This is a genomic window from Arthrospira sp. PCC 9901, assembly GCF_059013425.1.
Window position 1 is genome coordinate 3125967 of the sequence record NZ_CP102296.1, and the last position, 22896, is coordinate 3148862.

General features: G+C 44.5%; 20 protein-coding genes. 15 read left to right on the plus strand and 5 right to left on the minus strand.

From position 1 onward, the window contains the following. Nucleotides 1-60 precede the first annotated feature (60 nt). From NLZ44_RS13640 to NLZ44_RS13650, 3 genes are all read left to right on the plus strand, one after another. Nucleotides 61-312, plus strand: coding sequence for a hypothetical protein (locus tag NLZ44_RS13640; protein ID WP_233497813.1), 252 nt, complete (start codon nucleotides 61-63; stop codon nucleotides 310-312). An 81-nt stretch (nucleotides 313-393) separates the two neighbouring features. Further along, nucleotides 394-2070, plus strand: a complete 1677-nt coding sequence (locus tag NLZ44_RS13645; RefSeq protein WP_006620864.1) for a DUF3352 domain-containing protein — start codon at nucleotides 394-396, stop codon at nucleotides 2068-2070. A gap of 99 nt (nucleotides 2071-2169) precedes the next feature. Further along, nucleotides 2170-2637: a hypothetical protein gene (locus NLZ44_RS13650; RefSeq protein ID WP_111892652.1), complete on the plus strand. Its 468-nt coding sequence runs from the start codon at nucleotides 2170-2172 to the stop codon at nucleotides 2635-2637. Nucleotides 2638-2953: 316 nt separating this feature from the next. Here NLZ44_RS13650 and NLZ44_RS13655 read toward each other — a convergent pair whose 3' ends face one another. Both NLZ44_RS13655 and NLZ44_RS13660 read right to left on the minus strand, forming a co-directional pair. Beyond that, nucleotides 2954-3460 (minus strand): hypothetical protein, encoded by a 507-nt coding sequence (locus tag NLZ44_RS13655; RefSeq protein ID WP_493750131.1) that lies wholly within the window; start codon nucleotides 3458-3460, stop codon nucleotides 2954-2956. Between the two features lie 142 nt (nucleotides 3461-3602). Continuing rightward, a complete protein-coding gene (locus tag NLZ44_RS13660) occupies nucleotides 3603-5636 on the minus strand; it encodes an FAD-dependent oxidoreductase (protein ID WP_493750132.1) in 2034 nt (677 codons plus the stop codon). Nucleotides 5637-5890: 254 nt separating this feature from the next. Here NLZ44_RS13660 and NLZ44_RS13665 point away from each other — a divergent pair, with 254 nt between their 5' ends. Further along, nucleotides 5891-6409: a PleD family two-component system response regulator gene (locus NLZ44_RS13665; protein WP_493750133.1), complete on the plus strand. Its 519-nt coding sequence runs from the start codon at nucleotides 5891-5893 to the stop codon at nucleotides 6407-6409. 353 nt (nucleotides 6410-6762) lie between these two features. Next, nucleotides 6763-8958 (plus strand): PAS domain S-box protein, encoded by a 2196-nt coding sequence (locus NLZ44_RS13670; RefSeq protein WP_493750134.1) that lies wholly within the window; start codon nucleotides 6763-6765, stop codon nucleotides 8956-8958. Here NLZ44_RS13670 and NLZ44_RS13675 read toward each other — a convergent pair. Both NLZ44_RS13675 and NLZ44_RS13680 read right to left on the minus strand, forming a co-directional pair. Continuing rightward, a complete protein-coding gene (locus NLZ44_RS13675; RefSeq protein ID WP_493750135.1) occupies nucleotides 8955-9419 on the minus strand; it encodes a hypothetical protein in 465 nt (154 codons plus the stop codon). The two genes, NLZ44_RS13670 and NLZ44_RS13675, sit on opposite strands and share 4 nt — an antisense overlap. Nucleotides 9420-9494: 75 nt before the next feature. Next, nucleotides 9495-10142 (minus strand): MBL fold metallo-hydrolase, encoded by a 648-nt coding sequence (locus tag NLZ44_RS13680; protein ID WP_006620857.1) that lies wholly within the window; start codon nucleotides 10140-10142, stop codon nucleotides 9495-9497. Between the two features lie 80 nt (nucleotides 10143-10222). On the opposite strand from NLZ44_RS13680, the gene NLZ44_RS13685 reads away from it, so the two are divergent. The 10 genes from NLZ44_RS13685 to NLZ44_RS13730 all read left to right on the plus strand — a co-directional run bounded on the left by NLZ44_RS13685 (nucleotide 10223) and on the right by NLZ44_RS13730 (nucleotide 20561). Beyond that, nucleotides 10223-11746, plus strand: a complete 1524-nt coding sequence (locus tag NLZ44_RS13685; RefSeq protein WP_493750136.1) for a site-2 protease family protein — start codon at nucleotides 10223-10225, stop codon at nucleotides 11744-11746. 301 nt (nucleotides 11747-12047) lie between these two features. Continuing rightward, entirely contained in the window at nucleotides 12048-12902 is an 855-nt protein-coding gene (locus tag NLZ44_RS13690) for an META domain-containing protein (RefSeq protein WP_493750137.1), read from the plus strand. A gap of 334 nt (nucleotides 12903-13236) precedes the next feature. After that, on the plus strand, nucleotides 13237-15711 hold the full coding sequence (locus NLZ44_RS13695; RefSeq protein ID WP_493750138.1) for an ATP-dependent Clp protease ATP-binding subunit: 2475 nt from the start codon (nucleotides 13237-13239) through the stop codon (nucleotides 15709-15711). Between the two features lie 72 nt (nucleotides 15712-15783). Next, a complete protein-coding gene (locus NLZ44_RS13700) occupies nucleotides 15784-15972 on the plus strand; it encodes a hypothetical protein (RefSeq protein ID WP_146743423.1) in 189 nt (62 codons plus the stop codon). 115 nt (nucleotides 15973-16087) lie between these two features. Continuing rightward, nucleotides 16088-16825 carry a Uma2 family endonuclease gene (locus NLZ44_RS13705; protein WP_493750139.1) on the plus strand — a complete coding sequence of 246 codons (738 nt, stop codon included), beginning with the start codon at nucleotides 16088-16090 and terminating at the stop codon, nucleotides 16823-16825. 47 nt (nucleotides 16826-16872) lie between these two features. Next, nucleotides 16873-17631 carry a Uma2 family endonuclease gene (locus tag NLZ44_RS13710; RefSeq protein ID WP_493750140.1) on the plus strand — a complete coding sequence of 253 codons (759 nt, stop codon included), beginning with the start codon at nucleotides 16873-16875 and terminating at the stop codon, nucleotides 17629-17631. 47 nt (nucleotides 17632-17678) lie between these two features. Beyond that, on the plus strand, nucleotides 17679-18374 hold the full coding sequence (locus tag NLZ44_RS13715; RefSeq protein WP_493750141.1) for a Uma2 family endonuclease: 696 nt from the start codon (nucleotides 17679-17681) through the stop codon (nucleotides 18372-18374). Between the two features lie 47 nt (nucleotides 18375-18421). Beyond that, a complete protein-coding gene (locus tag NLZ44_RS13720; RefSeq protein ID WP_493750142.1) occupies nucleotides 18422-19138 on the plus strand; it encodes a Uma2 family endonuclease in 717 nt (238 codons plus the stop codon). 47 nt (nucleotides 19139-19185) lie between these two features. Then, on the plus strand, nucleotides 19186-19860 hold the full coding sequence (locus NLZ44_RS13725; RefSeq protein WP_493750143.1) for a Uma2 family endonuclease: 675 nt from the start codon (nucleotides 19186-19188) through the stop codon (nucleotides 19858-19860). Nucleotides 19861-19907: 47 nt separating this feature from the next. Further along, on the plus strand, nucleotides 19908-20561 hold the full coding sequence (locus NLZ44_RS13730) for a Uma2 family endonuclease (RefSeq protein WP_493750144.1): 654 nt from the start codon (nucleotides 19908-19910) through the stop codon (nucleotides 20559-20561). A gap of 232 nt (nucleotides 20562-20793) precedes the next feature. Here NLZ44_RS13730 and NLZ44_RS13735 read toward each other — a convergent pair whose 3' ends face one another. After that, the gene (locus tag NLZ44_RS13735; RefSeq protein ID WP_493750145.1) at nucleotides 20794-22878 is read right to left on the minus strand and encodes a protein kinase domain-containing protein; all 2085 of its coding nucleotides are present in this window, start codon (nucleotides 22876-22878) and stop codon (nucleotides 20794-20796) included. Nucleotides 22879-22896 lie beyond the last annotated feature (18 nt).

The following is a 22896-nucleotide window of genomic DNA, read 5'->3' on the forward strand; positions in this document are numbered from 1 at the left end:
CCAAATCACTAGGTAGATTAATCATGCTTTATGTACCCAGTAAATAGATCCGGAACCAAAATGAAAGTTAGAATAATCAAGAATTCTTTGACGATGTTAATGTTATTAGGTGCGATCGCATCTATTCCCGTGGAAGCGATCGCATCACCGCACCATCATGATCATGGTGGTGGAGAATATGGTAAATTCAGTAAAATCGAACAACCCCTAGGCTTAAAAGTAGGTATCACCCTAGCCGGGATAGGCTTAATTGGGTTAGAGTTGTGGTGGTTTATGTTCAGCCAACCTCCCAGGAAAAAGTCTAGTGATTAGGTTCGCCAAACCGCCATCTGTGAGAAGATATTGGTGAGACTATGTTGATCAATCAACCGTCCCCTGTCAACTCAGATTAATATGAAGCTGAAGTCGTTTTTCATTCTGCTAGGTATCGCCACTGCGACCCTGCTACTGGTGGGGGTGAGTTTCTTCCTGACGCTGTTAGGTGAAACTCCCCTATCATTATTGGGGGCTAAAGCCAAAACCATTCCCACAGCGACAGTATTTGTGCCAAAAAATGCGCCGTTTACAGCATCGTTGTTGGTCAACCCCGACCGCCTGGAAGCCTTCCGCCAGGTATTAGCTGAACCGAAACAAAGACAGCGATCGCATCAGGAATTTAACCGATTTAAAAAGATACTGCTAGGAAATACAGGACTAAATTACCAACGGGATATCAAACCCTGGTTAGGAGAGGAAATAACCCTGTCTCTGATCGCCGCAGATATTGATCGCGATAGTAGTAATGATAAACAACCGGGATATCTTCTCGCCCTCACCAGCCAAAATCCCCAACAGAGTCAGGAATTTCTGGAATTATTTTGGCAACGACAAGCCGTGTCGGGAGTAATGGTAACCTCGGAAACCTATCGAGGGGTAACTATTACTTACCGCCAAAGGGAGTCGGTAGAATTAGCGCCCACATTAGCGACAGCAGTATTAAGCGATCGCTTTATTTTATTTGCTAACTATCCAAAAGTATTGCGGGAAGCCATTAATAATTTCCAGGTATCCACCCTCAACCTAGCCAACTCCGAGAGTTATCAAAAAGCGATCGCCGCTTTAGACTCCAGTCAAATTGGATTAGTATTTTTAAATTTAGGGAATTGGGAATTAACCCCCGATGAAATCAACGCCCTACCCATTCAACCCAGTTTAGCCCTAGGACTGACCCTAAACCCCCAAGGATTATTAGCAGATACAGCCATAATTGCTACCACCAGCGAAGAATTTGAGCCGCCGTTATTGTCGGAACCCCCCACAGCCTTAAAGTATATCAGCGCCAATAGTCCCCTAGTAGTGACCGGACGAGATTTAAAAGATTTGTGGGCGCAAACCTCCGGGACTATCGGGAGTAATGAGACCTTGGGGGGAGTTTTAAGACGCGCACAGGTTTCCATACAAGAAAGTTGGGGTGTTGATTTACCCGAAGATATTTTTAATTGGGTAACAGAAGAATACGCGCTCGCGTTAGTCCCCCACCCCATAGGCGATCGCAATGATTGGGTATTTGTCGCCAAACGGACTCCTTTAGCCGAAACTGCTATCGAGGCTTTAGACGCGATCGCCACTGAGAGGGGTTACAGTGTCGGGAGTTTTGTATTAGGGGACTATACCCTATGGGCTTGGACACAACTTAAAACTGTTCCGATCAAGTCTAAAAACAAGACCAGCGCCAGAAAACAGATGATTGAGGCGGAACCCAGAGGAGTTCACGCCACCGTTGGGGATTACGAAATTTTTGCCACTTCTGTTGAGGCGATCGATGCTGCAATTCATGGGGTGGAAACTGGAAACATTCTGACTAATCCCGAATTTAGCAATAGTCTCAAGTTACTCTCCGAGAAAAATGATGGCTATTTTTATATTGATTGGGATGTCAGTCGGGACATTTTACGCCAACAAATGCCTTTGCTAAGATTAGTGGAATTATCCGCCCAGCCTTTCTTTAATCATTTGCGATCGCTGACTATCAGCGCCAGGGGTCGCGAAAATGGCGTACAAAAAGCCACAGTTTTCGCCCACCTCCAATAAACTCCTAGTTAGTTGTCTATCCAAAACATCCAGGTTGGGCAATAATAGAAATAACTCCTCACACTTGATGTTAGCGCGTGTATTTAGGAGAATCATCAAATGAACCGTCGTCTTAATGTAGTCGGACTAAGTGTTGTAACTACCTTGTGTTTATCCTTCGTAGTACAGCCAAAAACCCTTAATGCTTCCGAAACAATTACAGGAGTTATTCTCGCCCAAAATCCTCCGGCTGCTTCTACCTATAGCCCCGGACCTTGGCAACCTGTCGCGCGAATTAATCCACAACAGTCGGTTAACCTAACCCTCGTCAATCAATCTAGTGTCACCCTAGAGTATGGTTTGACTACCACCGAAACCGCCAATTTAGCCAATGGACAAAGGATTAGTTATAACAACATTCCCCTAGACTCCTATTTGGTGATTAACCCCTTAGTTGCTTCTTTGAGTCTGCAATATAACCTAGAAGTTGTTAATAACAACGTCACCCTTACAATTCGACCCAGTGGCGACCAAGCTGGGTTACGCACTGTTAATATTCAATCAACTGGAGGTATTTTTATCTACTAAATTCAGGCGTACACCATAGCAAGTGATAGGGTTCCGCGAAAGTCAAATCGCTACCTAAAAATCGGGTTTCTATGAACATTTAGGCTAGGGAAACTAAGACTTAGCCCTAAACGCCAGAAACCCGTTTTTTGTGACTTATTACCTATGATAAAGCATTGATATCACAGGTTAGTTAAACAGCCCTTCTCCCTCTACCCATAGGGCGGGTTTATTAATCTTCTAATTGCCATATATCATCCCCCGTGTATTCCACCAGATTAAAATTGGCTGTATCTTGGGGAATATAGGCGCTATTATTTCCCTAATTAACCCCAGGTTATATTGATAGGTGATGATTGACCTTTTCTAATAATTCAGTTAATTGTTTTTTGACGGATTCATGGGTATATTCATCATCAGGATGGGGTTCTTGTCCGGGTTTTTGAAAGTGAGGTAATTCATCATACATTTGTCCCCATTTAAAATCAACTTGTCGCACAAATTCATACAGTAATTCTAAATTAGAAGTAATCGATTCTAGGATATCCCGCAAGGCTATTAGGGGTTGATTTACCTTTTGAGTCACTCCTGAATCGTTTTTAACCCAAGTCTGCAAAACCATTTTTAATGCACCGGATGAGTCCGAAAGATTTTTACCGATAAATCCATTGATTTCGTTGATAGCCTGGGTTAAAATAGGCACGGGTGATTCGCCTTTTAAAAAACTGCCTCCTTCTTTACCAATAACATCAGCCAAGGTGAATTGACGACCGGAAAGAATATCTCTTTCTAATTGATATTCAGTTTCTGAGTTGGGGTTGGGTTCTGGTTTATTTGTCATCATTATGGGTGGTGATACCAATACTAGGTTGGATGAGGTTTTCGATTGATCCACTTAACATTTAACCTTGCTTGATGGTAGTTTTTTAATTATCACAATTTCCCGCAATTGTCAAGGTTTTTACTATGTTGATGTTCAGGTAAATTTAAATGGTCAAAATACCTTTGGGATTGACAGATAATAATGGTCGTCTTTGCAATCCTTCTTGGTGTATAATATCATTAGCCGCCAATAAGCCACTACTAACCGCCCTTTCCATTAAACCACAGGGAAAAGGCATTTTTACCCAATCTCCCGCAAATTGGAGATTAGGGACACCAGAATCAGTGCAAGGGCGATCGCTATAACTACCCGGTGGATAGCCAGAAAAGTTCTTTTGATTGACTAATTCTCGATGTAATAGAGTGGCGTTTTGCAGTTCAGGGACGATTTCATATAGTTCTTTTTCAAAGGTGGTTAGCAACGCTGATTGAGTAGGGAAATCCGCTTCTTTATAACAGTATGCGTGCAGTTCTACCACACTTCCTCCCGTTTGTTGATGCCATTGTTGATAAGTTTCTTGAATGCGATGATATAGGGTGATACTATCGGTTAATTTATAACCCGATACCGAGGTAAAATCGCTATGTTCCCAGGGAAAATCGCGGTCAAACCAGAATCGACACACCGCAAAAGGGTCAGCGATCGCCAATTTTTCGATTTGTTGTTGAACCTTCCGGTTAACATCCCCTATAGACAGGGAAAATAAAGATTTAACCCCCGGAACATCAGTAGCAAATATGTAATAGTCCGCTGCTAAACTAATCGTCGATTGTGTAACAGATGTAACGGAAAGTTCAGAAGCAGCCATTTTAGAGTAGAGCGAGCTTACCTCCTGTTTTAGCTCCCTATTATCCCCCCTACCTTTGGGGGGTTTGTTGGTTTCAGCAATTAACCGTAGGCGAGTAGTGTCATATTGGAGAACCTTAAATCGGGGTAAATCCTGTTGAGTCGGACCCGAAATCACCCGACCTTGTTGATCATAAATAGCGCCATGACAGGGACAGTAAAAACGTCCATCAGACTCCTGATTAACAGTACAACCTTGGTGAGTACAGGTGAGGGAAATCGCTTCCGTTTTATCGGGGTTAACAGCATAAACTTCATCCGCCGCGCCAAAATATTCCCCAGTGTTTCCTAAACTGACATGACGATTTACCCAAAAAGGTGCTGACCCATGACGGTCTCCCGTCGTGTAGGTGAGGGAGTCAATTTTTCCATCTCGCCATTTCACCTCAGAAACTACCCCTCCGGTGATAATTTTACCCCCTTTGGCAATAATTGCATCGGCTATGGGTTGGACGAGACTGCTACCCATATCTTCGCGGGTCCCGTTAAAGGCTAGTCCTTCTGGGTTCCCGAAAAAGTAGAAATGGAAAAACTGCATTAGTTCTCCGGCGCTAAGAGAATCCGGCGCATTTAGGCTAGACTTAGCGAAGGGGAGAAAGTACAGGTCGTAAAGACCTTGGGGAAATTCTCCCTTTACCCAGTCGCTGACGGAGATCTGATCGAGTCTTTCAAAGCTGTCGGGAATGGCGAAACCACCAATTTCTCGGAAAACTTCCCAGTGTTGGCGTTTGGTGAGGTTAATTCCCCACCGGAGTCGGTTGGGTGATGCGATCGCTAAATCTACTATATTCCAGGGAAAGGCTGAATGATTGGGGCGAAACACTTCCGGCTCATAAGTGTTATTTCTCAGAACTACCGAGTAGAATTTAAGAGATACAAAATTATCTCTGATGTGGAGTTCCTCAATGATGCTGTTCAGGTTATAATACTGGGGGAAAAACCCGTGGAACCCATGTTCCATCATAAACGTCTGGTTTCCTACCTGAATCGGCCAACTGGCAATTTTGCCACCGAGTTGGGGCGCGCGTTCCAATAAGGTCACTGCAAACCCCCGTTGGCTGAGTTCGTAGGCACAGGCTAAACCTGCTAATCCGGCACCGACTACAACAACTTTTTTAGGGTTGTTTAAAGTATAGGGAAGGGCAATTGAGTCTTTTTGGGCGATCGTAGGTTGGGGTTTTTTGAATCTGGAATAGCCTAGGATTCCACCAGCTATACTGACTCCCAAAATCTTGATAGCTTGTCTGCGAGAAATAGATGGCAACTTTAGTAATTGATGAAATTCAGGCATTGGCAACTAATTAGTTGATTGAGATTAAGATTACCAGTCCCACTGCTATAATCAGCAGTTGGGGTGGAGTTTAAACGGCTATTTGATAGATCATAACACGCAGTCTAAATTTTAGTCAGTCTGATTTCAAGATTTGCTGATTCTTGTTGTTTAAGTTAAGGGTGTCTCTACAAAAACCATCAAAAGCTATTACTGAAGGTTGATTGATTTCGACCGATAGGATTGTGCTTGATTAACAAAAAGTGAGTTTTTGTATGATAAATAACCCTCATAAAACTGTGCTGGTTGCTCAAATCTCCAAGCCACAGCAAATGATTTGGAATTTAATCTTGTCTTCTCAAGGTCTATCAGTTTACCACTACAATAAACCCTCTGAAATCAAGTTATTTTTAAATCAAAAATCCCTAAAAAACCAGCTTCCCGATTTATGTATTGTTGATATTATGTACTTTATCAAACAAGAACAGAGCCCCTATGAATTTTGTCGTTGGTGTAATTTCAACTATCCCCAAGTTCAAGTTATTTTAACTCATGAAACCGCCCCCAAAGTGTCACACGCCGAACGTCTATGGGCAATTAGACAAGGGGCACAGGATTTATTGCCCGGCTTTCAAGCCCGACACTTACGAGCCGAAATTATTTTTGGATTGCAGCGGGTTTTAGAAGTTATGGATTTACTACCTATTGACCAAATAAAATTAACTGATGTTTTATCCAAAATTCAGAAAATTATGTTTAAATACCATCAATTAGACAGGCTAAATCTGGGATAATTCATGATGATTGAAAATAGATGTCAACCTGTAGGGTGCGTCAGATAGGGATAATTATCATCAAGGGAGGAAATGGATTTCTGACGCACCATGGCGATCGCTGTGCTGCGTCAGGCCCAAATTTTCCGGTTAGGATTCATATAGTCGGCTTCTGACGCACCCTACGCAGCCCGCTGGCTATGGGACTTTGGGACATGGGTTGAAAAGCAATAAGGAATATAGACAAAATCTGTAACCAAGAATACAATGGAGGGTGAGACCCCCCATAATAATTGCAATGGAACGTAGAAATGGAACATAAATGATCCGAAACGCTCCAATATTCCCCTGTAATTTCTAACTGTGCCGACTAGATGCAATTAACCGGAGTATCGCGAATTGTGAATAACCAGCCCACACAATCTTTTTCATCCCAGGAGACGGCATCAGTTAGCAATGGCTATAATTGTGGCTATAATTCTATGTATAGTGCAGCAGTTCCAGGGAGATCAGGAGATATACTATTTAATCAACTGATGGCATCAATGCCGACAGCGATCGCTATGGTCGATCGCCAAATGTGCTATGTGGCTATATCCCAGTACTGGCAAGACCAGTATAGTGATAGCCAAATTTCCGACAATTTACTGGGTGTATCCCATTATCAGCTATTTCCGAACTTACCAGATCGTTGGCATGAGAACGCGGAGGCATCTTTAGCAGGAACCTTAGACAGTTGGGAATTAGAAACCTGTCTGAGCCTGAGTGATGGTAGCATAGAATGGGTGAAATGGGTTGTCAGGCCTTGGAAAACGGAAACCGGGGCGATCGCTGGTTTAATCCTGTCCTTAGAAGCCATTACCGCATCAAAACAGTTAAAGGATACCCTACAACTGACCCAATTGGCGATGGATAGGGCGGCGGATGCGGTATTGTGGATTACCCTTGATGGTAGGTTATGCTATGTTAATGACACTGCCTGTAGGTTATTAGGCTATTCCCGGGGGGAATTACTAAAACTGAAAATCTACGATATTGATCCTGACCTATCCCCAACTATCTGGTCTGTCCAGTGCGAGGATATTCGCCATAAAGGTTCGCTGACTTTTGAATCACGCCATAGTTGTCGCCATGGCGTAATTTGTCCCGTGGAAGTCAATGTTAACTATTTAGAGGTTAAACCCTCAGATATTGATATTAAGGTTAATACTGCCATACAAACAGGCGATCGCCATTCTCCCACCTTACCGTTAATCTGTTGGTTTGCCAGAGATATCTCCGAACGTCAAGCGGCTTCCTCAGTCATTACCGAGTCGCGCGACCAACTCGAAGCTGTTTTGAATGCGGTACCAGGGTTAGTGTCTTGGGTAGGTTCAGACCTGAGATATTTAGGGGTTAATCAACACCTAGCTAATGCTTATGGTGTACCAACCCATCAATTCATCGGTAAAGAGGTAGGTTTTCTGCAAACCAGCCCAGAATTTAATGAATTTGTCTATGCTTTTTTTGATAGCAATAACTGGACAAGTTCTCGGGAAATTACTGCTAATGTTAAGGGTGAACCACGCACCTATTTAATTGTAGCTCAAAAATATCATCGGGGCGCGGCGGCGGTATTTGTCGGGCTAGATATTACCGAACGCCGTAATATGGAAATGGCGCTGCGACTAAGTGAGGAACAGGAAACTCGCCGCCGCAACGAGTTAGAAGCGGCTTTAGTACAGTTAAAACGCGCCCAAACCCAATTAGTGCAAACTGAAAAGATGTCTTCTCTGGGACAATTAGTAGCAGGAATTGCTCACGAAATTAATAATCCGGTGAATTTCATTTTTGGTAATCTAGGTCATGGGTATAAGTATATTGAGGATCTACTGAGATTAGTAGATTTATATAACGAGTATTATCCAGAAACCCCGGAGGAAATTGAGGAAGAAATGGAGGAAATAGGTCTTGATTTTATCAAGATAGATTTACCCAAAATGTTTGAATCTATGCAGGTGGGGGCGGAACGCATTAGGGACGTGGTGCGATCGCTGCGTGTATTTACCCGTCTAGATGAATCCCAAATGAAGGAGGCGAATATTCATGAAGGCTTAGATAGTACCTTGCTGATTTTGCAAAATCGCCTACAGGCTAAGGGAGGGCGAGGGAGTATTAAATTAGTCAAAGACTATGGATATTTACCGTTAATCGAGTGTTATCCCGGACAATTAAATCAGGTATTTATGAATCTAATCACCTACCATATAGATCGGCTAGAAATGGCGATGGTAGGAGGCGATCGCATGGTTGATCCTACCCTGTCAGTCAGCACTACCATAGTGGAGGAGAAAGACAGAAAAAGGGTAATGATTTCCATAGCTGATAATGGTCCAAGTTTAAGCCCAGAGGAATTTCAGCAGGTATTTGAACCATTATTAGCCGCGCCTACTTTTGGTCAAACAACCGCCCTAGGATTGTCTATAGCCCATCACCTAGTAGTTGAAAAGCATGGTGGTGAACTGGCTTGTGTTTCCCAACCCCAAGGCGGCTTGGAGTTCAGAATATATATACCGCTGAAGTCTAACTAGAGAACTTGGTGGGTGTAGGCGTGTTGTTTAACGTTATCTTCCGCGCTAACAATTCGTTCAGAATTAAGTAGGCGTTTGCGTTCGGTGGAAAAGTTCAATTTCTCCAAGGTAGTCCCGACTGGAATATGAGACTTAGCCACCTCACGGCGTTTGTAGGTACGCGCGGCGGCGATGGTACGTTCTCTAAAGTCGTCACAGAGTTGAGTTTCTGGGCTGAAGGCTTCAGGAAGTGTGACAGACTCATCGGTGAGTAAAGTTCCCAGGGTGACAGCAGAGGCGATTTGATAGGAGGTAGGAATACCCTTGATAATCGCTTCTAAGGCGGCTGAGGGGATGGGTTCGGCGATCGTAACCGGTTGGACTTCCCCATCTTCTTTAATAAAGCAGTGGGCTAAACCAATAACAATGTAATCATCACCTGTCAAATCAGGAGCATCGGAAAGTGTAGTTGCAGAAGTCATAGTTATTTGGCGATAAATTTAGCAACAGCTATAGAATATTTTGCCACACAAGTGGCAACGGACAATTGAGGTGAGCTATTGCCTCATGCTATCAGCGATTTGGTGATAACCGTCAGCGATCGCCAACTTGGCGCGTAATAAGCCAATACTAGCCCCAGGACAAATCCATTGTAACGTTTCCGGTGTAAATCTATCCAATAGGACCTGCACACTGCGAACTTGTCTCGACCAGTGAAAAGTTTTAGCAGTTCGTAGGGGGACTGGCTTACCCTTAGCATCAGGTAACAAATGGCGACCGGAAAACAAGATCCCGCCATACTGGGAAGTATAAACACAGGAGGAACCGGGAGAATGTCCAGGAGTCCAAATCACCATAATCTCTGGAGTTAGGGAAAATTCCCTTTCAAAAGATATGACCTCAGCTTCTGGTAACAGATAGGCTTCCTGTTCCTGACACAAAATTTGACAGTCAGTAGCTTTCTGAATTTCCCTAGCTTTACCCATACCGCCGCGATGGGTGATCACTAACCACTTTAGCCCCCCCTGTTGCTGGATAAACTCTTGTTCAGTTTCTGTCCAAGGCGGAGAATCGATCAAGATATTACCTGAGTTTTCTACAATGAAGTAAGCTGTCCCACCCAGAGTATCTCGGTTTGGTGAAAATCCATAAATTGTTTCAAAAATAGGTTTCGGTGGTTTGGTTGTAGACTGCTGCTGGGCCATTACGCTGTTTCTACTGGTGTTGCTATGGGCCATTTTTGAATCTCAACGAGTTATCGGTAAACTATACCAGATCCTTTTTTGTGGTTTCCCTGATTCCCGGTTACGGTGTTCCCTGCGATCAAAATATCATTATGCTTTTATTGCTACTAATTCTAGGACTTGTCACTTATTTGGTTTTGCGTCAAAGTGTCACCCGCATTACCAGGACTCCCGTGTGGATCTTGTGGTTGGTGATGATGTCACCTGCTTTCATCTGGACTGGCTGGGTGATAATTTATGGCAAACAGACCCCGATTCCGGCTTTACTGGTGATTATTCCATTTATTGTCTGTCCTTGTCTATATTGGGTTTTGGTGCATATTGGCCGCCAGTATCCTACCCCAGAAGATGCCGGAAGTGAAACAGATTCTTCTGTCTCAGAAACTACCAAAACTCCAGAACCTGTGTCACCTATCAGCCAGAGTGAGGAGACTAAATTAAGGGCTTGTTTCCCTTGGTCGGTGTTTCCGTTGCATGATGTGGAATATCGACCCCAGGCGGTGATTTGTCGGGGTCAATTGCGATCGCAACCTGATATAGCTTATCAAACCGTAAGAGAGAAAATTGAGGCAAATTTTGGCGATCGCTTTTTGGTAATATTCCAACGAGACTTATCTGATAAACCCCTATTCGCCCTTGTCCCTAATCCCCAACGTCACCCCGACGCTCCTCCCAAATCTGATCAAGACCTGCTGAGTCAGCCTCTGTTAGCCTTGGCGCTAATGGTGATTACCCTGTTTACAACTACTGTCGCGGGAAGCACAATTATGGGAATATCAAATCAGGATTGGCAGGATGATCCTTCCCTATTGTTGACGGGGTTTCCCTATGCTGTCGCTTTAATGGCGATTTTGGGGGTTCATGAGTTATGCCACTACTTGACCGCTAGACACCATCAGATTCAGGTAACCCCTCCCTATTTTATTCCAGTTCCCTTTTTTCTGGGAACTTTTGGCGCTTTTATTCAAACGCGATCGCCATATCCCCACCGCCGCGCTTTATTTGATGTCAGTGTGGCTGGTCCCTGGGCTGGTTTACTGGTGACCATTCCTTTATTATTCTGGGGATTTGCTCATTCGGAAGTCGTCGATATTGTGCCTGATAAGTCGGGAATTTTGACCTTTAATGCCCTCAATCCTAGGTTTTCGATGTTTTTGGCTATCTTGGCAAAACTGGCTTTAGGAGATGCTTTAAGCCGGGATATGGCTATCAGTTTGCACCCGGTGGCGATCGCTGGATATATAGGCTTGGTAGTTTCCGCTTTTAATTTACTCCCTATTGGTCAATTAGATGGAGGCCACATGGTTCATGCTATGTTTGGTCAGCGCCTCAGTCTAATTATTGGTCAAATTACCCGCTTTTTGATGTTATTCGTGGCTTTAATTCAGTCGGAATTTATGATTTTAGCCATCCTGCTATTCTTTTTACCCCTTAATGATGAACCAGCCCTTAATGATGTTAGTGAAGTTGATGATGTCCGAGATATCATCGGATTGATGACTTTAGGCGTTTTACTAACAATTATTTTACCTATGCCTCGCCTATTGGCTCAACTTTTGAATTAACCACCATTCACCACAATTCCTAAAGTTACACCCCATTAAGACAGGTCGAGGGGCCTGGTCATACTGTTCACTATTTGGCTCACCCGATCGCATTACCTAAAATGGTGAGGGCAGATGTCAAGTTTTGTCTTATCATCAAGATGGATGGAAAAAATTAAGAAAACTGACAGCAGGCAGATATTTAATCCGAAAAGTTCCTGGTGTTCGATGATGCCTAATTTATGGTTGGTGTGATTTGAGAAAGTGGGTAATAAACCCACAATAGTTGCTATACTCAGATGGTTAATTGGAGTGAAAAAAGATGTTAAAACTAAGTCAATGGAAAGGTTTGCTGGTGGTAGCTACTTGTGCGATCGCTTCTCCCGTATGGTTTGCTAATCAAGGGATAGCCCAGTCTGGGTCAGTGTTTAATCAAAATATTTCTGAACAATATATAGCTATGAATAACCCCATTGCAGATAGTAGCTGGAAACTATCATTTTGGAGTCAAGCTGATAGGTTAGTTGATGTAGTTGCTGGTAGTGAAATCACCCTAGCTTTTGACCAAAATGGAGTTAGTGGTTCGGCGGGATGTAATCGTTTAATGGCGGGCCATAAAGTCCATGATAATCGCCTAGAAATAAGTGCCGTAGGTAGCACGAGAATGGCTTGCGAAGAAGCCTTAATGAGCCAAGAGTTCCAATTTGTGAAAGCCTTAGAAGGTGTGCAAGAGTTTCGGGTCAATGGTGATAATTTAATCATGAATTACCAAAATGATTCGGGGTCGGGTTTTATGGTGTTTAGCAAGTATGATGAACCTAGTGTTAACTCCATGTTAAATAAGCCGTGGCGGTTGTTGTTTTGGACAAAATCTGACTCCATGATTGATTTAGTCGCTGATAGCAAAGTCACCCTAGAGTTTGCCGAAAATAGCATTTCTGGAACTGGTGGCTGTAATCGTTTAATCGGTGGTTATGAGGTCAAAGACCAGCAACTAGAAATTAACACCTTAGCCTCAACTTCCATGGCTTGTGAACCAGAGTTAATGACTCAGGAATCAGAGTTTATTCAGGCTTTAGAAGGCGTGCAAGAGTTTCGGGTAAATGGTAATAATTTGGTGATGACCTTCCAAAACGCATCAGGTTCAGGTATCATGGTATTTGAGCATGATAATTGAGTAAGGATAATTGATAATTAGGCGGTTAATTTGACATCAACCGCCACCAAGAAACCTGGTTGATCTGTTAGCAATTATTTGCCACGGTCAAGTTCTTGGCTGAGTAGGGTCTAAAAATTGGGGACGGGTTGATAAACCCTGTCCCTAGCCCCTAGTCCCCGTTTCAGCAAAATTACGGCTATCCTTACTGCATTATTGCTAGAGTAGCGATAGAGTAGGGATAGGCAAAATACACAAAAGTTTACAAATCTTGGTGGTGTGATGTTCCTCCTGCACGGATCAAAAGCACACCCCAGGGTTAGCTAAGTACAATAGCTGGACGGGAAAAGCACAAATGTTTGAATATTTTTCAGATCAAGCGATCAAGGCCGTGATGCTGTCTCAGGAAGAGGCGCGACGTTTAGGACATAACTTCGTCGGTACTGAACAACTGCTACTGGGTATTATTGGAGAAGGAACCAGTATCGCCGCCAAGGTACTCTCAGAGCAAAACCTAAACTTGGATAATACCCGCCGGGAGATAGAATCTATTATTGGGCGCGGTTCTGGTTTTATGCCACCAGAAATTCCGTTTACGCCTCGCGCCAAGAGGGTCTTTGAGTCGGCGATGAAAGAGGCTAGGCAGTTAGGCAATAATTATATTGCGCCAGAACATATATTGCTAGGCCTGTTGCAAGATGAAGAAGGCGTAGCAGCCAAGGTTCTGGAAAACTTCGGTATTGAGCGCCGACAATTGCGGACAGAATTGATTAAAAATTTAGGGGAGGAAGTACCCGCCTCAGCCGGGGGAACTTCCCGCAGTCAAAGCCGTAAAACGGCGACCCTTGATGAGTTTTCTACTAACTTGACTCAGTTGGCAGCTCAAGGAAAGCTAGATCCTATAGTAGGACGCGATCGCGAAATAGAACGGGTGATTCAAATACTCGGTCGCCGTACCAAAAACAACCCGGTGCTAATTGGTGAACCGGGGGTTGGTAAAACAGCGATCGCAGAAGGACTCGCTCAACGTATTATTAATGGAAATGTGCCGGAACTTCTGGAAAATCGCCAAGTGGTGAGCCTGGAAATGGGAACTCTGGTGGCGGGAACCCGTTTCCGGGGAGAGTTTGAAGAACGACTCAAAAAAATTGTTCAGGAAATTAAGGCTAATGGCAATATTATCCTACTAATTGACGAAATCCATACCCTGGTGGGAGCGGGAGCTATTGAGGGAACTATGGATGCGGCTAATATGCTCAAACCGGCTTTAGCAAGAGGAGAATTGCAGTGTATCGGCGCAACGACTCTGGATGAATACCGGAAGTATATTGAGCGTGATGCCGCCTTAGAACGCCGATTTCAGCCGGTAATGGTGGGAGAACCTAGCGTTGAGGAAACTATCGAGATTCTATTTGGGTTGCGATCGGTTTATGAACAACACCACCGCTTGACTATTTCTGATGAGGCGGTTTTGGCGGCGGCGAAACTATCTCACCGCTATATTAGCGATCGCTTTCTTCCTGATAAGGCGATCGATTTAATTGATGAAGCTGGCTCGCGGGTGAGGGTGATGCACTCTAAGTTACCCCCAGAAGTGCGAGATCTGAAAGTGGAACTGTCCGACATTGTTAAACAAAAAGATGCCGCTGTTCAAGTTCAGGATTTCGATAAGGCTGGAGAATTGCGCGATCGTGAATTGAAATGCAAAGACCAAATTGAAGCCGCTTCCCAAGTGGAAACCAGCATCAAAACTAACTTAATTGTTACCGAAGAAGATATCGCCGATGTCCTCTCAGCCTGGACAGGAATTCCCGTCACTAAAATGACTGAATCTGAGTCCTTTAAACTGATGCACATGGAAGATACCCTACATCAGCGCCTGATAGGTCAACATGAGGCTGTGAGCGCCGTTTCCCGCGCTATTCGTCGCGCCAGGGTGGGACTGAAAAACCCCAACCGACCGATCGCCAGCTTTATCTTTTCCGGTCCGACCGGGGTAGGAAAAACCGAACTAACCAAGGCTTTGGCTTATTACTTCTTTGGTTCCATGGAAGCGATGATCCGTTTGGATATGTCGGAGTTTATGGAACGCCACACAGTTTCTAAGCTGATTGGTTCCCCTCCCGGTTTTGTCGGCTATGATGAGGGTGGACAACTGACGGAGGCGGTGCGTCGTCGTCCCTATACGGTGATTCTGTTTGACGAAATCGAAAAGGCTCACCCCGATGTCTTTAATATGCTATTGCAGATTTTGGAGGATGGACGGCTGACTGATGCTAAAGGTCGCACGGTCAGTTTCAAAAATACTCTGATTATCATGACTTCCAATATCGGCTCGAAGGTGATAGAAAAGGGTGGCGGCGGTCTGGGTTTTGAGTTTGAGCAATCACAGGAAGAGGCTCAATATACTCGGATTCGCAATTTGGTTAATGAGGAGTTGAAACAGTATTTCCGACCGGAGTTTATTAACCGTCTCGATGAGATTATTGTTTTCCGTAAGTTGACCAAAGATGAGGTTAAACAGATTGCTGATATCCTGTTGGAGGAAGTGTTTGCTCGCTTGCGGGATAAGGAGATTGTCCTGGAAGTTAGCGATCGCTTTAAAGATCATATTGTTGAGGTGGGATATGATCCTAATTATGGCGCTCGTCCCCTCCGTCGTGCGATTATGAATCTGTTAGAAGATGTCCTGGCGGAAACCATGCTATCGGGTGCGCTTAAACCGGGTGATCAGGCTTTGGTAGACTTGGATGATGATGGACAGGTAAAAGTTCTCACTGGTGAAGAACGTCTGCGTCGGCTTCCTGAATATGCCACTACTAACGGCTAAGTAGTTTATATTTGGAGACAAGGAATTATCCCTTGTCTCTAATTTAGCCATGGATTTTACCTGATTTCAATAATGCGATCGTCATCAGATTTACAAATGCGATCGCATTTCTACACAATCTTACAGTTGCTTCCTCCGACTTCCCTATATCCCTTCTTATCTGGGTTTATCTGGGTGTTTCCCATTCTTTCCCTAGACAATTTTACCGATTCACCGTCGCCTAATACTCATCGGTACAGTCCAAGACCTCAACCCCTATAATCTAATTAGGGCAGACATCATCATAGTGATACTAGCATATCAACCTCCAAATAGTCAACATATTAATCCTAAATTTCCACATCTGATTTTAGCCAACCCACTCAAAGGAGGCGACATGGTAACCGAGATTCAAACCACTCCCCAAACCCCAATTATCTACCCCGAAAGCGACGGTCAACCTATGGCAGAAAACACCGAACAATTCCGCTGGATTGTCACCATTCAAGGAGGGATTGATGCCCTCTTTAAAGATGACCCTAACGTATTTGTAGCCGGAGATTTACTCTGGTATCCCGTAGAAGGCAACAATAAACTGCGAGTAGCTCCAGATGTGATGGTAGCCATAGGACGACCCAAAGTTAAACGGGGGTCTTATTTACAATGGGAAGAAGATGATATCGCCCCCCAAGTAGTTGTTGAGGTATTATCTCCCGGTAATACCTTAACCGAAATGGCGAAAAAGCTGGACTTTTATCAGCGTTATGGAGTGGAAGAATACTATATATATGACCCCGATAAAATCGATGTCTGTGGTTGGATTCGCACAGAGAATCAACTGACATTAATTGACACCATAAAAGGCTGGATTTCTCCCCGGCTAGGGGTGAGATTTGAAATGTCGGAGTCGGGGTTAGAATTGTATCGTCCCGATGGTCGTAAATTCTCGACTTATATCGAATTAGAGAGCGATCGCCAAAAAGCAGAAGAACGCGCCCAACAGGAAGCAGAACGCGCCCAACAAGCGGAAGAACGCGCCCAACAGGAAGCAGAACGCGCCCAGCAGGAAGCAGAACGCGCTAACCGCCTGGCGGAAAGACTGCGGGAATTAGGCATTGACCCTGATGCTATGTAATCCCCTTTGACAACGAATATACCCAGAAACCACCCCAAGGAGGCGACATGGTAACCGAGATTAAAACCACTCCCAAAACGCCAATTATCTACCCCGAAAGCGACGGTAAACCTATGGCAGAAAATACCGAACAATTCCGCTGGATTGTCACCATTCAAGGAGGGATTGATGCCCTCTTTAAAGATGACCCTAACGTATTTGTAGCCGGAGATTTACTCTGGTATCCCGTAGAAGGCAACAATAAACTGCGAGTAGCTCCAGATGTGATGGTAGCCATAGGACGACCCAAAGTTAAACGGGGTTCTTATTTACAATGGGAAGAAGATGATATCGCCCCCCAAGTAGTTTTTGAAGTCTTATCTCCCGGTAATACCTTAACGGAAATGGCGAAAAAACTGGACTTTTATCAGCGTTATGGAGTGGAAGAATACTATATATATGACCCTGATAAAATCGATGTATGTGGCTGGATTCGCGCAGAGAATAAACTCACTTTGATTGAATCCATAAACGGCTGGATTTCTCCCCGGCTAGGGGTGAGATTTGAAATGTCGGAGTCGGGGTTAGAATTGTATCGTCCCGATGGTCGTAAATTCTCGACTTATATCGAATTAGAGAGCGATCGCCAACAAGCAGAAGAACGCGCCCAACAGGAAACAGAACGCGCCCAACAGGAAGCAGAACGCGCCCAACAAGCGGAAGAACGCGCCCAACAGGAAGCAGAACGCGCCCAACAGGAGGCAGAACGCGCTAACCGCCTGGCGGAAAGACTGCGGGAATTAGGCATTGACCCTGATGCTATGTAATCCCCTTTGACAACGAATACACCCATAAAGCACCCCAAGGAGGCGACATGGTAACCGAGATTAAAACCACTCCCAAAACGCCAATTATCTACCCCGAAAGCGACGGTAAACCTATGGCAGAAAATACCGAACAATTCCGCTGGATTGTCACCATTCAAGGAGGGATTGATGCCCTCTTTAAAGATGACCCTAACGTATTTGTAGCCGGAGATTTACTCTGGTATCCCGTAGAAGGCAACAATAAACTGCGAGTAGCTCCAGATGTGATGGTAGCCATAGGACGACCCAAAGTTAAACGGGGTTCTTATTTACAATGGGAAGAAGATGATATCGCCCCCCAAGTAGTTTTTGAAGTCTTATCTCCCGGTAATACCTTAACGGAAATGGCGAAAAAACTGGACTTTTATCAGCGTTATGGAGTGGAAGAATACTATATATATGACCCTGATAAAATCGATGTATGTGGCTGGATTCGCGCAGAGAATAAACTCACTTTGATTGAATCCATAAACGGCTGGATTTCTCCCCGGCTAGGGGTGAGATTTGAAATGTCGGAGTCGGGGTTAGAATTGTATCGTCCCGATGGTCGTAAATTCTCGACTTATATCGAATTAGAGAGCGATCGCCAAAAAGCAGAAGAACGCGCCCAACAGGAAACAGAACGCGCCCAACAGGAAGCAGAACGCGCTAACCGCCTGGCGGAAAGACTGCGGGAATTAGGCATTGACCCTGATGCTATGTAATCCCCTTTGACAACGAATACACCCATAAAGCACCCCAAGGAGGCGACATGGTAACCGAGATTAAAACCACTCCCAAAACGCCAATTATCTACCCCGAAAGCGACGGTAAACCTATGGCAGAAAATACCGAACAATTCCGCTGGATTGTCACCATTCAAGGAGGGATTGATGCCCTCTTTAAAGATGACCCTAACGTATTTGTAGCCGGAGATTTACTCTGGTATCCCGTAGAAGGCAACAATAAACTGCGAGTAGCTCCAGATGTGATGGTAGCCATAGGACGACCCAAAGTTAAACGGGGGTCTTATTTACAATGGGAAGAAGATGATATCGCCCCCCAAGTAGTTTTTGAGGTATTATCTCCCGGTAATACCTTAACGGAAATGGCGAAAAAGCTGGACTTTTATCAGCGTTATGGAGTGGAAGAATACTATATATATGACCCTGATAAAATCGATGTCTGTGGTTGGATTCGCACAGAGAATCAACTGACATTAATTGACACCATAAAAGGCTGGATTTCTCCCCGGCTAGGGGTGAGATTTGAAATGTCGGAGTCGGGGTTAGAATTGTATCGTCCCGATGGTCGTAAATTCTCGACTTATATTGAGTTAGAGAGCGATCGCCAACAAGCAGAAGAACGCGCCCAACAGGAAACAGAACGCGCCCAACAAGCGGAAGAACGCGCCCAACAGGAAGCAGAACGCGCTAACCGCCTGGCGGAAAGACTGCGGGAATTAGGCATTGACCCTGATGCTATGTAATCCCCTTTGACGACGAATACACCCATAAAGCACCCCAAGGAGGCGACATGGTAACCGAGATTAAAACCACTCCCCAAACGCCAATTATCTATCCTGAAAGCGACGGTAAACCTATGGCAGAAAATACCGAACAATTCCGCTGGATTGTCACCATTCAAGGAGGGATTGATGCCCTCTTTAAAGATGACCCGAACGTATTTGTAGCCGGAGATTTACTCTGGTATCCCGTAGAAGGCAACAATAAACTGCGAGTAGCTCCAGATGTGATGGTAGCCATAGGACGACCCAAAGTTAAACGGGGTTCTTATTTACAATGGGAAGAAGATGATATCGCCCCCCAAGTAGTTTTTGAAGTCTTATCTCCCGGTAATACCTTAACGGAAATGGCGAAAAAACTGGACTTTTATCAGCGTTATGGAGTGGAAGAATACTATATATATGACCCTGATAAAATCGATGTATGTGGCTGGATTCGCGCAGAGAATAAACTCACTTTGATTGAATCCATAAACGGCTGGATTTCTCCCCGGCTAGGGGTGAGATTTGAAATGTCGGAGTCGGGGTTAGAATTGTATCGTCCCGATGGTCGTAAATTCTCGACTTATATCGAATTAGAGAGCGATCGCCAACAAGCAGAAGAACGCGCCCAACAAGCGGAAGAACGCGCTAACCGCCTGGCGGAAAGACTGCGGGAATTAGGCATTGACCCTGATGCTATGTAATCCCCTTTGACAACGAATACACCCATAAAGCACCCCAAGGAGGCGACATGGTAACCGAGATTAAAACCACTGCCCAAACCCCAATTATCTACCCCGAAAGCGACGGTAAACCTATGGCAGAAAATACCGAACAATTCCGCTGGATTGTCACCATTCAAGGAGGGATTGATGCCCTCTTTAAAGATGACCCTAACGTATTTGTAGCCGGAGATTTACTCTGGTATCCCGTAGAAGGCAACAATAAACTGCGAGTAGCTCCAGATGTGATGGTAGCCATAGGACGACCCAAAGTTAAACGGGGTTCTTATTTACAATGGGAAGAAGATGATATCGCCCCCCAAGTAGTTTTTGAAGTCTTATCTCCCGGTAATACCTTAACGGAAATGGCGAAAAAACTGGACTTTTATCAGCGTTATGGAGTGGAAGAATACTATATATATGACCCTGATAAAATCGATGTATGTGGCTGGATTCGCGCAGAGAATAAACTCACTTTGATTGAATCCATAAACGGCTGGATTTCTCCCCGGCTAGGGGTGAGATTTGAAATGTCGGAGTCGGGGTTAGAATTGTATCGTCCCGATGGTCGTAAATTCTCGACTTATATTGAGTTAGAGAGCGATCGCCAAAAAGCAGAAGAACGCGCTAACCGCCTGGCGGAAAAACTGCGGGAATTAGGCATTGACCCTGATGCTATGTAATCCGCTTTTAGGAGGAATACACCCATAAACTCAAGGAATCTGCCGATTGTGTTCTGGGTGTGTTTATCGCACCTTAGTTATGTTCGGATAAAATAGGCGATCGCCTAATTTTCCCGAAATAAAGGGGGTTTCTGGGGGTTACCAAAAGAAAACCGGTTTCGGAAACCTCCGCGATAACTAACCTGATGATGGGGAATATACCCCATTTATGCTTCGGTATAGATATTTGGTTTTATAAAACCTCCAATTCCATTGAATTCTGAATATTTAATTCCAGTATTCCATCACCTATTTGATTCGGGACTACTCCCATAACTTTAATCTCTTTATTCTGAAGTTCCAGCAAATTCGTAGCACCAGGAACTTGATTGAGAATTTGCGAAGATACTACCACCCGATAAAGTTGATTACCTTCTGCCATCAAATTTAACCAAACTGTGTCAACAGTCGGCCGCCTCCAGCCATTGACTCGACCCCTGATCTCATTCCCACCATGATTAACTGTTGTAGGAACTGTACCCACCCCAGTTCCACAAAAGAAATTAACGGGATTCTGCCTAAAATTAGAACAAACTAAAATTTCTTCGGTTCTCCGGATAATTCCTCTGAAATTGGTATAATCTGATTCTGAGCCTGGGCCATAGTTGGCTTGTTTTTGAATGTCTGGAGGGGCGTTGAACAAAACTCTTTCGATTACCTTTCTGTCTGATTCTGAAAGTTCGGGAGAGAGATATACTCCTGCACCCGGAATAGCTCGACTCAGGTGGATGATACGGATATCTGGATCGTTTTTGACTGTATCACCTAAAGCCCCCGCACCCAAATCGGCTTTTCCAGTCCTCACCATTTCCCGAATATTCTGCCCTCGGTGTCCCATATCTACGGTTAGAGTTTTGCCATACAAATCGTAAACGGGCATATAAAAACTCGATGCTGAGTTGAACCCGCCCAAGGCAATTACGGTGCTTGGTGTTATGTCATTGATAGATTGAATTGGGCTGTCCGCTCTGACGTACAATGCAGAATAATAATAAGGCGGACCTTCAGGAAACATTAAAGCGGCAAACGTATAACTGTTATCTTTGGCAGCAACAGAAATGATCGGAGACAGGGTAAAGACGACATCCCACTCTTTCTTGGCTATTCTATCCTTGGCTTCTTGGTAAGGTAGATTATGGTCACCATCGATCGCCAAGTCTACTTTTTTACCCAGAAAAAAATCAATAAAATTACTGGGGATTAACTCTTGTCGTAAATAATCTACTAGGTCGGTGTTGTACTTGGGATTGCTTAAACTGCCAATTGTTAAGGATTGGGCTTGTACTTTCGGTTTCCACAGGTAGGGAAGCGATCGCCACCCCAACCCCAGAACAACCAGAGAAACAATCGTCGATAGAACCAATAGCCCACGTTTTGTTGATGTCGATGTGGGTTGTGGTGCAGAAGCGGGAATATTATTATCGGGCTGCATATATGTATCCGTAAGGGATTTCAAGGCATCGAGCATTTCTTGGGCGCTAGAGTAGCGATCGCCAGCGTGGGAGCGAACTGCTTTATCTAACACATTGGCTAAACCGACACTCACTTCTGGTGCATCTTGTGGCCAAAGGATTTCTGCCGTCCCAGGATCCATCGCCAAATCTTGCGGCAGCTTACCTGTTAGCATATAAATTGCGGTCAGTCCCAAACTATATAAATCACTAGAATAAACAGGTCTACCGATTGCCTGTTCAGAAGCCATAAACCCAGGAGTACCAATTATAATGGAGTTAACCGCATTTCCTTGGGTATTGAGCTGGGTACTCATGGCTTCCTTAACGGCACCAAAGTCAATCAACACTGGCTTGCCATCTTCCTGGCGCAAAATAATATTGTCCGGTTTGATGTCGCGATGGACTATTTGCTTGCTGTGTATGTATTGAAGCACTCCCAACAGACTGGTCAAAATTTCCCTCACGGCACTTTCGCTGAGTTGACCCTCCCTTTGCACCTTCGCTTCTAGGGTTTCACCCTCGATATGCTCCTGCACTAAGTAAAACTTGTTCAGCTCCTCAAAGTAAGCGTACAACCGAGGAATCTGGTTATGCTCCCCCAAAGTTTGCAATGTTGCCGCTTCCTGCCGGAATCGTTCTTTAACAATATTGTTAAACTGGCGTTGAACTTGGCGCTTCAGTTGCTTGATCACATAGTGTTGCTGCAAGGGCATCTGGGTGTCTTGTGCCAGGAATACCTCGCCGAAACTACCCGTTCCCAGGGATTTTATAACTTGATAGCGACCATTGATAAGTTGATGCTGATTATTTAAGGGCGTTTGCATGATCGGTACTCGTGGCTA

What these genes read in the sequence shown, in the direction of transcription:
- NLZ44_RS13655 (WP_493750131.1), bottom strand. Translation starts at nt 3,460, where the DNA reads ATGATGACAAATAAACCAGAACCCAACCCCAACTCAGAAACTGAATAT.
- NLZ44_RS13650 (WP_111892652.1), top strand. Translation starts at nt 2,170, where the DNA reads ATGAACCGTCGTCTTAATGTAGTCGGACTAAGTGTTGTAACTACCTTG.
- NLZ44_RS13710 (WP_493750140.1), top strand. Translation starts at nt 16,873, where the DNA reads ATGGTAACCGAGATTAAAACCACTCCCAAAACGCCAATTATCTACCCC.
- NLZ44_RS13665 (WP_493750133.1), top strand. Translation starts at nt 5,891, where the DNA reads ATGATAAATAACCCTCATAAAACTGTGCTGGTTGCTCAAATCTCCAAG.
- NLZ44_RS13735 (WP_493750145.1), bottom strand. Translation starts at nt 22,878, where the DNA reads ATGCAAACGCCCTTAAATAATCAGCATCAACTTATCAATGGTCGCTAT.
- NLZ44_RS13730 (WP_493750144.1), top strand. Translation starts at nt 19,908, where the DNA reads ATGGTAACCGAGATTAAAACCACTGCCCAAACCCCAATTATCTACCCC.
- NLZ44_RS13670 (WP_493750134.1), top strand. Translation starts at nt 6,763, where the DNA reads ATGCAATTAACCGGAGTATCGCGAATTGTGAATAACCAGCCCACACAA.
- NLZ44_RS13645 (WP_006620864.1), top strand. Translation starts at nt 394, where the DNA reads ATGAAGCTGAAGTCGTTTTTCATTCTGCTAGGTATCGCCACTGCGACC.
- NLZ44_RS13680 (WP_006620857.1), bottom strand. Translation starts at nt 10,142, where the DNA reads ATGGCCCAGCAGCAGTCTACAACCAAACCACCGAAACCTATTTTTGAA.
- NLZ44_RS13725 (WP_493750143.1), top strand. Translation starts at nt 19,186, where the DNA reads ATGGTAACCGAGATTAAAACCACTCCCCAAACGCCAATTATCTATCCT.
- NLZ44_RS13720 (WP_493750142.1), top strand. Translation starts at nt 18,422, where the DNA reads ATGGTAACCGAGATTAAAACCACTCCCAAAACGCCAATTATCTACCCC.
- NLZ44_RS13715 (WP_493750141.1), top strand. Translation starts at nt 17,679, where the DNA reads ATGGTAACCGAGATTAAAACCACTCCCAAAACGCCAATTATCTACCCC.
- NLZ44_RS13705 (WP_493750139.1), top strand. Translation starts at nt 16,088, where the DNA reads ATGGTAACCGAGATTCAAACCACTCCCCAAACCCCAATTATCTACCCC.
- NLZ44_RS13660 (WP_493750132.1), bottom strand. Translation starts at nt 5,636, where the DNA reads ATGCCTGAATTTCATCAATTACTAAAGTTGCCATCTATTTCTCGCAGA.
- NLZ44_RS13675 (WP_493750135.1), bottom strand. Translation starts at nt 9,419, where the DNA reads ATGACTTCTGCAACTACACTTTCCGATGCTCCTGATTTGACAGGTGAT.
- NLZ44_RS13695 (WP_493750138.1), top strand. Translation starts at nt 13,237, where the DNA reads ATGTTTGAATATTTTTCAGATCAAGCGATCAAGGCCGTGATGCTGTCT.
- NLZ44_RS13690 (WP_493750137.1), top strand. Translation starts at nt 12,048, where the DNA reads ATGTTAAAACTAAGTCAATGGAAAGGTTTGCTGGTGGTAGCTACTTGT.
- NLZ44_RS13700 (WP_146743423.1), top strand. Translation starts at nt 15,784, where the DNA reads ATGCGATCGTCATCAGATTTACAAATGCGATCGCATTTCTACACAATC.
- NLZ44_RS13640 (WP_233497813.1), top strand. Translation starts at nt 61, where the DNA reads ATGAAAGTTAGAATAATCAAGAATTCTTTGACGATGTTAATGTTATTA.